This window comes from Bradyrhizobium sp. BWC-3-1, assembly GCF_032917965.1.
In the GTDB taxonomy this organism is placed as follows: domain Bacteria; phylum Pseudomonadota; class Alphaproteobacteria; order Rhizobiales; family Xanthobacteraceae; genus Bradyrhizobium; species Bradyrhizobium canariense_D.
In genome coordinates this window covers 4,242,053-4,256,432 of sequence record NZ_CP136625.1, presented here as the reverse complement: position 1 = coordinate 4,256,432, position 14,380 = coordinate 4,242,053, and the positions used below count along the sequence as shown (strand labels likewise).

At 61.6% G+C, this 14,380-nt stretch carries 16 protein-coding genes and 1 tRNA gene; 6 read left to right on the top strand and 11 right to left on the bottom strand.

Annotated features, from left to right (window positions below; genetic code table 11):
* Positions 1–314 precede the first annotated feature (314 nt).
* Positions 315–554 (top strand): hypothetical protein, encoded by a 240-nt coding sequence (locus tag RX329_RS20645; protein ID WP_162496319.1) that lies wholly within the window; start codon positions 315–317, stop codon positions 552–554.
* A 381-nt stretch (positions 555–935) separates the two neighbouring features.
* Here RX329_RS20645 and RX329_RS20640 read toward each other — a convergent pair whose 3' ends face one another.
* Positions 936–1,271, bottom strand: a complete 336-nt coding sequence (locus RX329_RS20640; RefSeq protein WP_143275387.1) for a hypothetical protein — start codon at positions 1,269–1,271, stop codon at positions 936–938.
* Positions 1,272–2,859: 1,588 nt separating this feature from the next.
* On the opposite strand from RX329_RS20640, the gene tnpA reads away from it, so the two are divergent.
* From tnpA to tnpC, 3 genes are read left to right on the top strand one after another with little or no spacing between them, the layout of a single operon-like run.
* Complete coding sequence (gene tnpA / locus RX329_RS20635) at positions 2,860–3,261, top strand: IS66-like element accessory protein TnpA (protein WP_085357272.1); 402 nt, start codon at positions 2,860–2,862, stop codon at positions 3,259–3,261.
* The gene (tnpB, locus tag RX329_RS20630; protein ID WP_085357271.1) at positions 3,258–3,605 is read left to right on the top strand and encodes an IS66 family insertion sequence element accessory protein TnpB; all 348 of its coding nucleotides are present in this window, start codon (positions 3,258–3,260) and stop codon (positions 3,603–3,605) included. Before tnpA ends, tnpB begins: the two co-directional genes overlap by 4 nt.
* 45 nt (positions 3,606–3,650) lie before the next feature.
* Positions 3,651–5,315, top strand: a complete 1,665-nt coding sequence (tnpC, locus tag RX329_RS20625) for an IS66 family transposase (RefSeq protein WP_317246355.1) — start codon at positions 3,651–3,653, stop codon at positions 5,313–5,315.
* 355 nt (positions 5,316–5,670) lie between these two features.
* Here tnpC and RX329_RS20620 read toward each other — a convergent pair whose 3' ends face one another.
* From RX329_RS20620 to RX329_RS20585, 8 genes are all read right to left on the bottom strand, one after another.
* A complete protein-coding gene (locus tag RX329_RS20620) occupies positions 5,671–5,982 on the bottom strand; it encodes a hypothetical protein (protein WP_085353403.1) in 312 nt (103 codons plus the stop codon).
* Between the two features lie 164 nt (positions 5,983–6,146).
* Positions 6,147–6,224, bottom strand: a tRNA-Pro gene (locus RX329_RS20615).
* 110 nt (positions 6,225–6,334) lie between these two features.
* Positions 6,335–6,910, bottom strand: coding sequence for a MerR family transcriptional regulator (locus RX329_RS20610; RefSeq protein WP_085394859.1), 576 nt, complete (start codon positions 6,908–6,910; stop codon positions 6,335–6,337).
* Between the two features lie 27 nt (positions 6,911–6,937).
* Positions 6,938–7,279 (bottom strand): integration host factor subunit alpha, encoded by a 342-nt coding sequence (locus RX329_RS20605; protein ID WP_018456841.1) that lies wholly within the window; start codon positions 7,277–7,279, stop codon positions 6,938–6,940.
* Between the two features lie 133 nt (positions 7,280–7,412).
* Positions 7,413–8,393: a beta-ketoacyl-ACP synthase III gene (locus RX329_RS20600; RefSeq protein ID WP_026233249.1), complete on the bottom strand. Its 981-nt coding sequence runs from the start codon at positions 8,391–8,393 to the stop codon at positions 7,413–7,415.
* On the bottom strand, positions 8,390–9,451 hold the full coding sequence (gene plsX, locus RX329_RS20595; protein WP_018456843.1) for a phosphate acyltransferase PlsX: 1,062 nt from the start codon (positions 9,449–9,451) through the stop codon (positions 8,390–8,392). The genes RX329_RS20600 and plsX overlap by 4 nt, the downstream gene beginning before the upstream one ends.
* A gap of 297 nt (positions 9,452–9,748) precedes the next feature.
* Positions 9,749–10,312 carry a YceD family protein gene (locus RX329_RS20590; protein ID WP_085353405.1) on the bottom strand — a complete coding sequence of 188 codons (564 nt, stop codon included), beginning with the start codon at positions 10,310–10,312 and terminating at the stop codon, positions 9,749–9,751.
* Positions 10,309–10,860, bottom strand: coding sequence for a ubiquinol-cytochrome C chaperone family protein (locus RX329_RS20585; RefSeq protein ID WP_026233251.1), 552 nt, complete (start codon positions 10,858–10,860; stop codon positions 10,309–10,311). The genes RX329_RS20590 and RX329_RS20585 overlap by 4 nt, the downstream gene beginning before the upstream one ends.
* Positions 10,861–10,958: 98 nt before the next feature.
* Here RX329_RS20585 and RX329_RS20580 point away from each other — a divergent pair, with 98 nt between their 5' ends.
* Positions 10,959–11,444 carry an outer membrane protein assembly factor BamE gene (locus RX329_RS20580; protein ID WP_018456846.1) on the top strand — a complete coding sequence of 162 codons (486 nt, stop codon included), beginning with the start codon at positions 10,959–10,961 and terminating at the stop codon, positions 11,442–11,444.
* Positions 11,445–11,529: 85 nt separating this feature from the next.
* Positions 11,530–12,531, top strand: coding sequence for a tripartite tricarboxylate transporter substrate binding protein (locus RX329_RS20575; RefSeq protein WP_317246353.1), 1,002 nt, complete (start codon positions 11,530–11,532; stop codon positions 12,529–12,531).
* 79 nt (positions 12,532–12,610) lie between these two features.
* Here the strand turns inward: RX329_RS20575 and RX329_RS20570 are convergent, their stop codons facing one another.
* Both RX329_RS20570 and RX329_RS20565 read right to left on the bottom strand, forming a co-directional pair.
* Positions 12,611–12,874, bottom strand: coding sequence for an acyl carrier protein (locus RX329_RS20570; RefSeq protein ID WP_085353407.1), 264 nt, complete (start codon positions 12,872–12,874; stop codon positions 12,611–12,613).
* Positions 12,871–14,349: a hypothetical protein gene (locus RX329_RS20565; RefSeq protein WP_085353409.1), complete on the bottom strand. Its 1,479-nt coding sequence runs from the start codon at positions 14,347–14,349 to the stop codon at positions 12,871–12,873. The genes RX329_RS20570 and RX329_RS20565 overlap by 4 nt, the downstream gene beginning before the upstream one ends.
* Between the last annotated feature and the right edge of the window lie 31 nt (positions 14,350–14,380).

Genomic DNA, 14,380 nt, shown 5'->3' with positions numbered 1-14,380 from the left:
CCATATCCCTTGTGGCGGCCCCGCTCTTTTGGCGAGTGGCCACGGTGCTGCGAGCCTACCGGCTGCGCGCGGCCTGTGAAGCGCCACCGGCGCGGCGCTGCTCCCAGCATTCGACATCCCTGCGGTTGTTACTGACCCGGTTCCCGGTATTTGCCCGGCTTCGGTTTAGGGGCAATTTTTTTACAATCCGAATCGCTAAATGGAATCCGGACGCTGGGTCGAGTCGGCCAGGCCAGCGTGTCGTTTGCGTCACAGGCTCTGGCACTCCGCTTGCATCCTCTTCGTGGTCAGAAACTACCGATGAGGTGACTGGAATGTTCGTGACCGTCGTTGCCGTGCTCTGCCGGCTGAGTGCAGCCAGCTCAGGCAGTTGCATCGAGGAAATCGTGACCGACAGCAACATGACGCCCGAGATGTCGATGATGCAGTGTGCGATCGGCGCACAGGCTCCATTGGCGAAATGGATGGGCGAGCATCCGATCTACCACGCCAACTGGCGGCTCGATCGCTACAAATGCGTTCCGGGTCGCTACGAGGTCAAGGGCCACGCCTAAGGCCCCGCGAAACTACCGACACCAAGACGACGAACGAGGAAACGCCCCGGAGGCCGCATCGTCCTTCCGCGCGGGCATCGACAGCGCCAGCCCCATTGCGGCGGCACGCTTTGTGACAACGATCACACCTTCCCCTTAAGCCACCGCCCGCAGAATGATCGCACGCGCGCGTCGCCCTCCGGCGTCGGCATCAGCGCGTAATTGTGCGGCTGTTCGCGGAGCAGATGCAGCTCGACCGGCACGCCCGCCGCCCTCGCCCCGGCATCAAACTACAGAGTGGCTGATCCAGGTTTGAGTCGAGGGAGCCCATCAATTACTCGAGCGACGACGCTCAGCATGCTAGTCGCAAAGATTCGAGCCTCGACCAGTCTTTCGTCTTGTTCAAGGTCCAGCTGTAAGACTGACGCTAACCATTCGGCCTTGTTTGCGGGAAAAGCTCCTGCAAAAGCCTTCTAGCTCTCCCTCCCTTAAGATCAGAAGACCTATGGCCTGCGACGCAACACATATCTTCTCGAAGGCATTGATCAAATCTGAATCGGCAAATCCTCGATACCCGTCTTGTTTGATCCTTTGCCAAGGTGAAGCGCTCATTTCCATCTCAGCTATTTGCTTCCGAGATTGGTCCGCAATGGCTTGGCTATTCCGCAACACAGCAGCGATCCGTTCAAGCTCCAGCGCGACTTCTATGGTTGAAGGCTCCAATCGTTTTGATTTCACTTTGGTTATCCCTATAGGTGAACCAGTGAACCAACGACATGAGTCAACTTGGAAGTGAATTGAAATGGACAGGACACTAATGTGTAGACAGGAAAAAGAGAGAGAAAATAGAGCACAAGAGAGACCGCGCCCAACTGCCCGGGGTACGGCGACGGTGGTAAATGGTAAGGGCGGGGCTACAACGCAACAAATAGAAAGAAATCGCTGCGCCGCCCGACGTAGGCTTCACAATCGTTATCGCCTGGGCCAGCCTATCAAGAAGCCAGTGGCCTTGTTTCTGAAGGTAGAAAGGGTAGGAGCAGCGAGCACACCCCGAAGCGGATCCATAATCGCGATGTAGTCGGTGTTGTCCCGCTGAATCCCATAAGCGACGACTACATGAGCTGGGTTTTTCCCTTCCATTACTATGTAGAGATGGTTCCCGGACGCCCCGCCAGAGGAAACATCTTTTCGTATACATAGTCGAACGTGAGGTCGGCTCTGTCGATTTCCTCGTAATCCATGTTGATCGAGAGGCTGTTTGCAATCTCACCAAAGTACGCAAGATCGAGCGCATTTCCATTGCAGTACATCTGAAACATTTGGATGATTGAGCTATATGACCAACTGACCCCGCGAGTGGCTTCAAGCCAGGAGCTAAGGGCGCAAGCCCAACACACGGGCAGTGAAACTTCGTCGTCGCCAGTTCTACCGATGGTTGCTTTACAATTCGGGGTTTCGATAGACGATACGTGACCATCTGATACCCTCATTCCCGACAGCATGATCCCCAGATCAAAGCCCGTACTAATGTGTCTTCATTGTTGCTGCTAAGTTCAAGCGCAGGCAAGAATTGTATTGCGGCCAACCGAAGCCGTTCTTCAATCCGCTCGAAGCCCTCGAAGCCGTCCATTAATCCGCGCGCTCGTTCGCACCGAATCGCAGCGCCCTCGCGCGCTGGATTGCAGCGCCTTAGTTCTGCTGACTAGTGCTCCGTTACGCTGCGTTACGCTAATTGCAGCACTTTTTCATGGATTCGAACCCCTTCTTTTCGAGGGCTTCCAGAGTTGCGTAAATCGTCGCCATCGGAACCGCCTTGGGCACCGCAGAAGGGCATACGTCGCCTGGCCGTTTGCCGTTTAGGGCCGCCTCCAATGCGGCAACCTTTTCCTCAAGCGCCTTCGTCCGATCAGGTATCGTCCCGAGTTCCTTCCATAGCGGTACGTCGTTTAGCCACTTACGGACGTCGTCGATTACTCCGATTGCCCTACCGCCTGGTGTGCGACTTGGAAATCAGATAGGTGAGGAACGATGCGCATGCTCCGATAAAGAAGATCGCGTCAGCTTCATCAACGTCCGCTTCAGCCTCACTTAAGAGCGCATGTCGGATGCCCTTCTCATCGCTCGTATATCCATAGAGTGATAGGAACGCCTTTTTAAGCGCCGGATGGAGAGCAATCCTCTGTTCTAATCCCGACAATGCCTTCGAAAGATCGCCAGTAGGTTCGAGCACGCGCGCAACGTACGCCTCCGATGGGGGCCGTCTTGCGTGAGGGTTGGTAATTCGCGAAGCGTGTGACCTTAAGTCTAGCTTTAAGGTCATCAGGCGATGCGGGTCGAGGTTTTAGGCGGGCTGGAGCGGCGGCGGCGTTGGTCGCAGGACGACAAGGCACGGATTGTCGAGGAGACGTTGGCACCGGGCGCGAAGGTAACTGAGGTTGCGCGGCGCAACGGAGTAGCGGCCAGCCTGGTGTTTACCTGGCGTCGACAAGCACGGACATCGGAACAAGTTGCACCATCTTTTACGCCGGTGCAGATCGCCGCCGTAGCGGCTTCGACTGAAGAAACTGCGAAGCTTTTGCCTACGGTTGATGGCCGAGTTCGCTCGGCGGCAGCCGCACGTACTGGATTGATAGAGATCGATCTCGGCAACCGACGGTGCATCCGGGTGGATGCGCACGTCGATCCGGAGGCGCTGGCGCGGGTCCTCGATGTGCTTGGACGCCGATGATTGCTGTACCAGGGAATGTGCGAGTGTGGCTGGCGACAGGCTACACGGATATGCGCAGAGGCTTTCCGTCGCTGGCCCTCCAAGTGCAGGAGGTGCTGCACAAAGAACCGCTCAGCGGTCATTTGTTTGTCTTCCGCGGTCGCCGCAGCGATCTTGTGAAGGTGATCTGGCACGATGGTCAGGGAGCCTGCTTGTTCACAAAAAAACTCGAGAGAGGAAAGTTTATCTGGCCATCGGTTGCCGGTGAAGCGGTAACGATCTCGCTGGCGCAGTTGAGCTATCTGCTGTCCGGGATCGATTGGCGCAATCCGCAAGAAACCCAGCGGCCGACGCGGGTCGGATAATCGTTTTGGGTTTGAATCTGATGCTCGATCTGATTCAATGGCGTCATGACATCGAAGCCGGACGACCTTCCTTCGGATCTCACGAGAGCCTACCTTGCTCTGCTGGCCGAGCGCGAGGCGTTGCAGGCTGAACGCGATGTGGCAGTCGCGGATGCCGCCAACGCGCGGGCGGAGCTATCGGACAGCGAGGTGCTGATCGCTCATCTTGAGCTACGGATCGAGAAGCTCAAACGCGAACTGCACGGGCAGCGCTCCGAGCGCACGGCGCGTTTACTCGAGCAGTTGGAATTGGAGCTCGAAGAACTCGCCACCACGGCGACCGAGAATGAGCTTGCCGCGCAGGCCGCAGCAGCGAAGACGCAGAACGTTCGCCCCTTCATGCGCAAGCGGCCGGTTCGCCAGCCATGGCCGGACGACATCGAACACGAGCGCGTCGTCATTGAGGCTCCAACGAGCTGCGCCTGCTGCGGTGGATCTCGGCTGGCGAAGGTCGGAGAGGATGTGACCAAGACGCTGGAGGAGATCCCGCGTCGCTTCAAGGTGATCGAGACGATACGCGAGAAGTTCACCTGCCGCGATTGCGAGAAGATCAGCCAGCCGCCGGCACCGTTCCATGCCACGCCGCGCGGCTTCATCGGTCCGCAATTGCTGGCGACAATGCTGTTCGACAAGTTCGGCATGCATATCCCGCTCAATCGCCAGAGCGTGCGCTTCAAGGCTGAGCGGATCGACCTGCCGCTGTCGACGCTGGCCGACCAGGTCGGCCACGGAACCTTCGCCGTCATGCCGCTGTTCCAGCTGATCGAGCGTCATGTGCTCGCGGCCGAGCGCCTTCATGGCGACGACACCACTATCCGCATCCTGGCGAAGGGCAAGTGCACGACCGGCCGGATCTGGACCTATGTGCGGGATGACCGGCCGTTCGCCGGGCCTGCGCCGCCGGCGGCGGTCTATTATGCCTCGGGCAACCGACGGGGCGAACATCCTCAGAAGCATCTGGCCGCCTTCGCCGGCATTCTGCAGGCGGATTGCTATGGCGGCTTCGAGCCGTTGTTCGACCCAAAAAGGAAAACAATGCCGATCACGCCGGCGTTTTGCCTGGCCCATGCGCGGCGGGGATTCTTCGAACTGGCTGACATCGAGAAAGCCGCCCGGGAAGGCCGCAAGGGCAAACCGGTCTCCCCGATCGCGCTGGAGGCGGTCAGGCGTCTGGATGCGTTGTTCGAGATCGAGCGCGCCATCAACGGCCGTAGTGCCGACGAGCGGCGTGCCGTGCGCCAGGAGCGGAGCAAGCCGCTGCTCGACGACATGCATGACTGGCTGCTCCGCGAGCGAGAAAGCCTCTCGCGCTCCGCCGAGGTCCTGAAGCCCATGAACTACATGCTCAAGCGCTGGGACGACTTCGTCCGCTTCCTCGACGATGGCCGGATCTGCTTGACCAACAATTGCGCTGAGCGTGCATTGAGAGGCATTGCCTTGGGAAGGCGCAACTGGACCTTCGCTGGTAGCCAACGTGGCGCCGACCGTGCCGCGATCATGCTGACGATGATCACGACCTGCCGCCTCAACGACGTCGATCCAAAGGCCTGGCTCGCCGACGTCCTCGCCCGGATCGCCGATCTTCCCGCGTCGCGGCTGCGCGAACTGCTGCCCTGGGAATGGAAGCTCCTGCACCAAGCCGGCAAGTCCGCCGATCAGCAAGCCGCCTGACCTTCACGCAACGCCATCGTAGAACTCGCCGCGCTCGCGCGCATGTGTCAATCAGGCGGCCTTCGTCGTATGCGTACCGCGCAACTGACTCCGCTGCGCTGATACTTTCACGAACGCTTGCTGGGTAATCTCCTTCGGTGAGTTTCGAAGCAGCATTTTTTAAGTGAGTTTTTGCGCCACCGAATTGCGAAGCAGATAATGCTGCGTTCGCCTGGATAAGCGCGTCGGCTTCCTCTGTTGAGGCAGTCGGCCAGAACACACCGTCTTCAATGCGGTAAGCCGCGCGGCAGTTCTCTAATACCAACTGAACTGCTGGACCGAGATCAGGCGGACAATTTGGGTGCCGAAGAACAGCCTAAAGCCAACCGTACACCTTGTGGCATTCGGCTTTTTCGAACAAGTCACCGATCTTGGTGACGATCCCGTTCGGATTGAATTTGTCGATGCGAACGTGGTGGTGGTCGACATGCAGATCCTTCAGAATTCTGGACCAGTTTCCACGATAATGGAGAATGTCGGTGTAGGCTCGATCAAGCCTTGCATGAATGCAGGCCCAAAGCTTCGCCCGAAGTTCTCGACTAAGTTCCTTGCGGTCGAGCTGCGCCGGGAGAGGTGCCAAACCCTCGGCTTGTTCAAAGGTCAGCGATCTACGATCCGAGGTGCCCATGTGCCTGGCTCCGGGCGAATCAACGCGCGATGGTGGTACGCCCCACGTACACGCGGGCAAGCTGTCGTTGGTTATCCGGGCTATTCACATCCCGGCGACATAAGCCCGTTACCCTATCCGTTACCCTTGAGAAAATCCGGACGCCCTGAAATCCGGCTAAGTTTTGGTCGGAGCGAGAGGATTTGAACCTCCGACCCCTAGTCTCCCAGACTAGTGCGCTAACCGGGCTGCGCCACGCTCCGAACGTCGTTCCATTAGCTAGGATCGCCGCTTTGCGCAAGGCGAGGTGACACCATTTTGCTGTCTCCGCCGAAAGGCCTCGGAACTGGCCCAAAGCCGACGGAGTCCGGCGTCAGGCGTCCTTCAATGCCTGATCCAGCATTTCGCGGCAGGCGATGAGCTCGGCGAGCACCCGTCCGAGGCGCTCCCGGTCGATGGCGCTGGGGCCTGCGGGCGCGGCGGGGGTGCCGCCCTTGCGGAAGGTGGTGAGGATTTCCTCGTCATCGGTCTCGGAGAAGCGGAAGTCGATGCCCTCCTCCTCGCCCTGGTAGTCGTCATCGTCGCTGTCGCGGGCGCCGCGGACGCCGGTCTCCTCCTCGGGCTCCATCAGGCTGGCGCCGACGGCGTCCTCGATGGCGCCGAACGAGACCGCGGCCGCGCTGTCGGCGAGGCCCTGCACCGATTTGACGCCGTGCTCTTTCAGGATCCGCTGCACCCCGCGGATGGTGTAGCCCTCCCCGTAGAGCAGACGGCGGATGCCCTTGAGCAGGTCGACGTCGTCGGGGCGGTAATAGCGGCGGCCGCCGCTGCGCTTCATCGGCTTGATCTGGGAGAATCGGGTCTCCCAGAACCGCAGCACGTGCTGCGGAATGTCGAGTTCCTGCGCTACTTCGCTGATGGTTCGGAACGCATCCGGCGCCTTGTCCAAATGCCAAATCCTTATCCAGAGGGCGGATTACGCCTCGGGTTGCGCCTTGCTGGCGTCGCCATTGGTGCGGTGCTGGGCGTTGATCCGCTGCTTCAGGATCGCCGACGGCTTGAACACCATGACCCGGCGCGGCGAGATCGGCACCTCGGTGCCGGTCTTCGGGTTGCGACCGATGCGCTGACCCTTCTTGCGGACCATGAAGGAGCCGAACGAGGACAGCTTCACCGTCTCGCCCTTCTCAAGGCAATCGGTGATCTCCTTCAGCACGAGTTCCACGAAGGCAGACGATTCCGTGCGCGACAGCCCCACCTTCTGGTAGACGGCTTCGCACAGATCGACACGCGTTACGGTTTTACTTTGATCGGTCATCGCCCTGCCCCACATCACGGCGAACAATTGTTGTCTGAAATTATGAGCTTACGATACAGCGGTCAACAGCGCTCATCAATGCAGGCGCATCGATAATCCGCGCTGATTCGGGCAAAATTTTACCGAGTGTGGCTTACCAGCGCACCAGCGCGGAGCCCCAGGTGAAGCCGCCGCCCATGGCTTCGAGCAGAACCAGGTCGCCGCGCTTGATGCGGCCGTCCTTGCGCGCCACCGACAGCGCCAGCGGGATCGAGGCCGCCGAGGTGTTGCCGTGAAGGTCCACCGTCAGCACCACCTTCTCCGGCGCGATATGGAGCTTGTGCGCGGACGCATCGATGATTCGCTTGTTGGCCTGGTGCGGCACGAACCAGTCGATGCTGTCGGCATTGAGCCCGGTCGCCTTGAAGGCGTCGACGATCACGTCGGTGATCATGCCGACCGCGTGCTTGAAGACCTCGCGGCCCTCCATGCGCAGATGGCCGACAGTCTGGGTCGAGGACGGGCCGCCGTCGACGAACAGCTTCGCCTTGTGACGGCCGTCGGAGCGCAGATGCGTGGTCACGATCCCGCGGTCGGTCGCGGCATTGCCCGGCTGCTCCTGCGCCTCCAGCACCACCGCGCCGGCACCGTCGCCGAACAGCACGCAGGTGCCGCGATCGGTCCAGTCGAGGATGCGCGAGAAGGTTTCCGCGCCGATCACCAGCGCGCGCTTGAAGGCGCCGGTGCGCAGGAAATTATCGGCGGTGGCGAGCCCGAACACGAAGCCCGAGCACACCGCCTGAAGGTCGAAGGCCGCGCCATGGTTGATGCCGAGCCCGTGCTGCACGGCGACCGCGCTTGCGGGGAAGGTGTTGTCAGGCGTCGAGGTCGCGAGCACGATCAGGTCGATCGACTGCGCGTCCACGCCAGCGTCCGCGAGCGCAGCCTGCGCCGCCTTCAGCGCCAGATGCGAGGTGAACTCGCCCTCGGCCGCGATATGCCGCTCGCGAATGCCGGTGCGTTGCACGATCCACTCGTCGGACGTGTCAATGCGCGCCGCCAATTGCGCGTTGGTCACCACCTGCTCCGGCAAATAAGAGCCGCAGCCCAGCACGACCGAACGAATTTGAGTCACGAAACAGCCTCCTGCGCGGCCTGCACGGAACTGAGTGCACCACCTTCGCGATTGAGCATCTGATTGATCTTGTTGAGGAGATCGAATTTGACCATCTCATAGCCAACATCGATCGCATAGGCAAAGCCTTCGGCAGCGATTCCGCCATGGCTCTTGACCACGATCCCGTTCAACCCCAGCAACACGCCGCCGTTGGATTTGTTCGGATCCATCTTGTTGCGCAGGGCCTGGAAGGCGTTGCGCGCAAAGAGATAGCCGAGCTTTGACAGCCAGCCCCGCTTCATCTCGTCCCGGAGCAATTCCGCCATCTGCCGCGCGGTTCCCTCCGCGGCCTTCAGCGCGATGTTGCCGCTGTAGCCCTCGGTGACGATGACATCCGCCACCCCCTTGCCGATGCCGTCGCCCTCCACGAACCCGAGATAGTCGAGCTCGGGCAGGTTCCTGGCGCGCAGGATTTCGCCGGCCTCGCGAATCTCCTCATGCCCCTTGATCTCCTCGACCCCGATATTGAGCAGGCCGACCGTGGGACGCTTTTTGTTGAACAACACGCTGGCCATCGCCGCGCCCATGATGGCGAGCGACACCAGATGATGCGTATCGCCGCCGATGCTGGCGCCGAGGTCGAGGACGACGGAATCGCCGCGCCTGGTCGGCCACATGCCGGCAATGGCCGGACGGTCGATGCCCGGCAGCGTGCGCAGGTGGAAGCGCGACATCGCCATCAGCGCCCCGGTATTCCCGGCGGAGACCGCAACATCCGCCTCGCCCTTTTTCACCGCATCGATGGCAAGCCACATGGACGAGGTCCTGCGGCCGCGCCGCAGCGCCTGGCTCGGCTTTTCCTCGCCGCTGACCGCGACATCGGTGTGGATGATCTTCGAGGCCGCCTTCAGCGCGGGGTGGCGGTCGAGCTCGGGTTCGATCTTGGCGCGGTCCCCGATCAGCAGGAATTCGATCTCGCGATGCCTTTGGAGCGAGATGGCGGCGCCTGGGATGACCACCGCGGCGCCGGCGTCGCCCCCCATGGCGTCAAGCGCGATGCGAACCTTGCTTGGCATAAAAGTCCTGGAAACCTGGGTCTGGTGCGGTCTTGAACGAGCGGGGCCGCAAATGGGTTCGCCACGAACATGGCGGTCGGTCAAGCGCCACGCCGCACCCGGACCGGGGCGCGACAATAGCGTTTTGTTATCCCGAAACAACCTCTTGCCCCCAGCCTTTTGCATTCGGGAGCATCGGGCTGCGGACGGACTAATTCACAAGAAGTACATCAAAATCAAACGGATAATCGAGCTTTTCAAACCACCGCCGCAAACATCTCGCCCCGTCCCGAAGCGGTCCTCTGGAGAAGGTGGCACCTATTTGTCTTTCTTCCCGTCCTGAAGTGCCTTCAGGACCGCAAAGGGGTGGTCCTCCGGATCGGGGGCGATAACCTCGGGCTCAAACACGACCCCCGGCTTGCGCGGATAGGGATCGACCGCCAGGAACAGGGCATCGGTGGCAAGCCTCCCAAGGTCGATGATGCCATTGACGATCGCCTCCGGCGGGTCGGCGACCTGCTCCTGATCGTCGTGCCCCTCCTCCATCAGGTCGGCCAGGCGGCGGACCTCGGCCTCGGGGGCGAATATCAGGTCCACCTCCTCGTCGATGTCGCTCTCCATCGGGTCAAGCGTGACCACACAGGTCTGGCCGATCCGGGCGCGAACGTGCCCCGTGACCTGGATCCGGTTGCCGCTTTTCGGCACGACATCGAAATCGGCCTGGACCGAGATAACCTCGCGCAAGCCTGCCGTCTCAGCCATGGCCTGCCGCTCGGCGGCCGAGGCCTCGAGCTTGCGATGCAGGCCGGTATCCGGGATCTGTGCAACGATGACGGGCACCCGCCAGGGATCGGGCCCGGATGCTGGTATCGGTCGGGTCATGGCGTCACATCCTCAGGAAGCGCTGGAGGAAACTTGAAGGACGCACCCAGCAGTGCGGCCTCGCCGGTCTGGGCGAGGTTGGCCTCGGCCGCCCTGGCATAGGCTGCGAGCTGCTGCGCCTGGTCCATGCCGGCCCCATTCAAGATATTCTTGCAGATCGCGGATGCCAGCGCCTCGCCGCCGCCTTCCATGGCCTGATCGTAGGCCTGGACCCGGCCGTAAAACGCCTCGCCGAAGGCCCGCATCCGCTTCGGCACGGTCTGGTCGCCTATCCCCATCTCGCGCAGATTGTCGTCCATGTCCTCGCAGAAACGGTCGAACAGCGCCTGCGACAGCTCGGTGGCGCTCTGGACCGTGCGCAGGCGGCGCAGCAGCAGCCAGAGGTGCAGCAGCAACAGATCGAAACGCCCGTTAACGGTATCCGGCACGCCCAAGTCGCGGTAAAACATGGGTTCTCGCGCCTGCGTCACGATCATGCCATAGATGGCTTCAATGGTGCCCGGCGAGGCTAGGCGGGGTTTCCTGAAGTGATTGAACGGCCAAAGCATTGTGGTTTCCGCAAGCGGGCGCGCGCGTGTTGCATTCAGAGCCTCCGCCCGGTACTTCAGCGCCTCGCGCGACGCAAGGGGACGGAATCAGTTCCGCTATGACGATAACGAACCAGACCAGCCTGCGTGCAGACAAGCCGCGCGGCCTTCATGCACGTTGGCGCGGCTTGCGCCTGTTCGCGGCCGCGGCCCTGGTTGGCGCCGCGCTTGCGGGCTGCACCGGCGAGCAGTTCCAGAAGGGTTACATCCTGCCGCCCGGCGCACTGGAGCAGATCCCGATCGGTGCGAGCCAGGACCAGGTGCTGATCGTGATGGGCACCCCCTCCACCGTCGCAACCCTCGACGGCGAGGTGTTCTATTACATCTCCCAGCGCTCCGAGCGCATTGTCGCCTTCATGAACCAGAGGGTGGTCGATCAGCGCGTCATCGCGGTCTATTTCGACAAGAACCGGCGTGTGCGCCGGCTTGCGAATTACGGTCTCCAGGACGGCAAGATCTTCGATTTCATCAGCCGGACGACGCCGACCTCGGGCCAGGAGATGAGCTACCTCACGCCGATCTTCAAGCTGCTCAGCTTTAACTGAGCCTTCAGCCTGCGGCTTCGTGCGGCTTGCCGTTGCGCATACGCTTCCATACGCTCCTGCAAAATAAGATGCAGGGAGTGGATTCGTGCCCAATCAATTGCTGTCCCGCCGTCGCGTGCTCACTGGCGCTGCCGCTATCTCGGCCGCAGCGATCCTGCCGCGATCGAGCTTGGCGGACTGGAAGCCGACCGAAAACGTCCGCCTCGTCGTGCCGGCTGCCGCCGGCGGTTCGACCGACGTGATGGGTCGGCTTCTGGCGGCGCATCTGCAGGCCGCCTGGGGCCAATCGGCCGTGGTGGAAAACCGGTCCGGCGGCGGCGGTACGATCGGCACGGCCGAGGTGGTCCGCGCCAAGCCGGACGGCCACACCATCCTGATCGGCAATCCCGGCCCGAACGCGATCGCCTACAGCATTTTCAAGAACCTCACCTACAAGCCGGACCAGCTCCAGCCGGTCTCCAACATGATCCGGATCCCGAACATCGTCTCGGCGCATCCCAAGACCGGCATCAAGTCGATCGCCGAGCTGGTCGCCTATCTCAAGGCCAATCCGGACAAGCTCAGCTACGCCTCCTCCGGCGTCGGCCAGAGCCCTCACCTCACCGGCGCCTGGTTCCTGCAGCTCACCGGGCTGAAGATGACACACATCCCGTTCCGCGGCGCCGGTCCCGCGCTCCAGGCGGCGCTCGCCGGCGACATCCAGATCCTGTTCGACAACCTCTATCCGAGCCTGCCGCAGGTACAGAACGGCACCCTCACCGGCGTCTGCGTCACCACGACGGAGCGCAGCGACCTCGCGCCGAACCTGCCGACCATGCGCGAGAGCGCGCCGGAGCTTGCGGCTTTCGACGTCTCGTCGTGGTTCTCCGTGTTCCTGCCGAAGGGTGTGCAGCCCGCCGTTCTCGAAGCGCTCAACCTTCAAGTGAAGGCGATGCTCGAGCGCGACGACATCAAGAAGAACATCCTGGCCATGGGGGCCCGCGCCGACTACGGCACGCCCGACCAGTTTGCCGCCTTCGTGGACGCCGAGACGAAGAAGTTCGCCGGCATCATCCAGAAGGAAGGGCTGCAGATGGACGTGCAGTAGCTTTCGCATCCGCGGACGCGGCCCAACATGCAGCGCCGGGCCGCGCTTTCGCGGTGAGCGCGTGGCGACACATCGGTTGCTACGCAAGCTCGGCCGACGGCTGTCCCACCAAAGCGGCAATCGCCGAAATCGAGTCCAGGCGCGTCAAATCGAAGCCGATGTCGGAGAAGTTGATCCCGTGGTCGGTCTCAATGCTCATGATCAGCTCGACCGCGTCGAGCGAATCGAGGCGGCCGCTGGTGAACAGCAGATCATCGTCACCAAGCGGCGCGCTGTCGCCCTTCATCAGCAGCCGCTGCACGATGTAGCGTCGCATCTGCGATCTGACTTCATTCGTGGTCATGTCGAGACTCCCAGGAGATAGAACAGGAATTCGGCGCGTTGCCCGAGCGAATGCTCGCGGTCGAGCGGCGCATCGAAGACGTGAATGAGACAAAAGAAGCTCGACACCCACAGGCAAGGCAGCAAGCGGCCACGCAGCCATCCTCGCGGCGCCAGTTGTGGGGCGCGGCGCATCTGCGAGAGCCCGACGCTGATGGCCAGGACAAACGTGTAGAACGCGTGCGATTGCTGACCGACCACGGCACGCCAAAGGCCCATTTCGCCGACGAAATGAATATCGCGGATGAAGTGAAACAGCAGGTTGCCGACACAGGCCGCGGCAAAGGTGGCGAAGAACATGCGAAGCCGGCGATGGCCGCGGAGGCAGCGAACAAAGGTGGGGTAGAAGAAATGGTCGACGAGCAGTTCTTTGTAATAGAAATAGTAGCGATTCCAGAATTCCGCGAGCGTCGTTGACTCCAGAGGCCGGTAGGTGTTGCGCAGCAGGCGAAAGCCGGCAAGTCGCGCCGTGGCGATGATGACGCCGCCGAACACGGTCATGCTCAGCAAGTCCTCGACGAAGAAGCTGACGAGGCTCGCCCATCCGACGAAACGCGGCCAGGGATGGCGCGCGAGATATTGCAGCAGGTTGTCGTCGAACATTGGAAGCTGCAAACGTCCGTGGACGATCTCGACGAGACAGACTCTGACGATGGCGAGCACAAGGATCCAGACCGCAAGCTTGACGCCCTTGAGCTGCGTCACTGCAAGCTCCTCGGGTGTCTTGGCCTCGAAGCGGTCGAGATAAGACAGCCCCTTCCCGAACGGCGTCAGCGACGATCCCCAGAAGGGGTGGAAAACGCTCAGGTGCCGCCACACCGGAGATCGCTTCCTGCCCGCATCGGCCAAACCATAGGCAAGAAACCACAAATAGGGCTGGAACGTCATCAGAAACGACCACAGCAGAACACGCGGCAGGCCGGCCATCATCGTGGCCTGCGTCAGCGCGACGAGTGCCAGGAACGCCAGCAACAGGCTGAGCGTCGGGCGGCGGAAGACCACCGTCCCTGGCCCCTGCATGATCAGCAGGCCCGCGAACAGCGCAAACACGACGACCAGCATGACCGCTTCCAGCAGCGGCTGATGGATCCGGTCGCCGACGCCTTCGTCGATCGTCAGCCGTTCGAGAAAACCGCGGTCGATCAGGAAGCCGCTGCGATAGAGCAGCAACAAGGTTGCGAGCAGGATCAGGACGCGCCGGTACCGGCCGGCATAGGCGCACACCAGCGCGAGTCCCGCCGCTGAAAAATCGATACCTATCTGCCGAAACAAAACCGCGAGCAGTCCGACCGCGCAGCAGAGCAGCACGCGGCCACCGATGTCCTGGACCCCCGCCACGAGCCTCGGGTCCCGATCGATCTTGGGGATCAACCGCCACGACGGCTTCGCAGGAAGACCCGATGGCGCGTAGCCGTAGGGCTGGCTTTCAACACTCATCGGACAACGCGCGCGATCACTACGAGCTGTT

Excerpts from the sequence above, each read along its gene's own strand:
- tnpA (WP_085357272.1), top strand. The coding sequence starts at position 2,860 with ATGCGGGTCGAGGTTTTAGGCGGGCTGGAGCGGCGGCGGCGTTGGTCG.
- RX329_RS20585 (WP_026233251.1), bottom strand. The coding sequence starts at position 10,860 with ATGCTTTGGCCGTTCAATCACTTCAGGAAACCCCGCCTAGCCTCGCCG.
- plsX (WP_018456843.1), bottom strand. The coding sequence starts at position 9,451 with ATGCCAAGCAAGGTTCGCATCGCGCTTGACGCCATGGGGGGCGACGCC.
- RX329_RS20565 (WP_085353409.1), bottom strand. The coding sequence starts at position 14,349 with ATGAGTGTTGAAAGCCAGCCCTACGGCTACGCGCCATCGGGTCTTCCT.
- RX329_RS20590 (WP_085353405.1), bottom strand. The coding sequence starts at position 10,312 with ATGACCCGACCGATACCAGCATCCGGGCCCGATCCCTGGCGGGTGCCC.
- RX329_RS20645 (WP_162496319.1), top strand. The coding sequence starts at position 315 with ATGTTCGTGACCGTCGTTGCCGTGCTCTGCCGGCTGAGTGCAGCCAGC.
- RX329_RS20620 (WP_085353403.1), bottom strand. The coding sequence starts at position 5,982 with ATGGGCACCTCGGATCGTAGATCGCTGACCTTTGAACAAGCCGAGGGT.
- tnpB (WP_085357271.1), top strand. The coding sequence starts at position 3,258 with ATGATTGCTGTACCAGGGAATGTGCGAGTGTGGCTGGCGACAGGCTAC.
- RX329_RS20570 (WP_085353407.1), bottom strand. The coding sequence starts at position 12,874 with ATGACCACGAATGAAGTCAGATCGCAGATGCGACGCTACATCGTGCAG.
- RX329_RS20605 (WP_018456841.1), bottom strand. The coding sequence starts at position 7,279 with ATGACCGATCAAAGTAAAACCGTAACGCGTGTCGATCTGTGCGAAGCC.
- tnpC (WP_317246355.1), top strand. The coding sequence starts at position 3,651 with ATGACATCGAAGCCGGACGACCTTCCTTCGGATCTCACGAGAGCCTAC.
- RX329_RS20580 (WP_018456846.1), top strand. The coding sequence starts at position 10,959 with ATGACGATAACGAACCAGACCAGCCTGCGTGCAGACAAGCCGCGCGGC.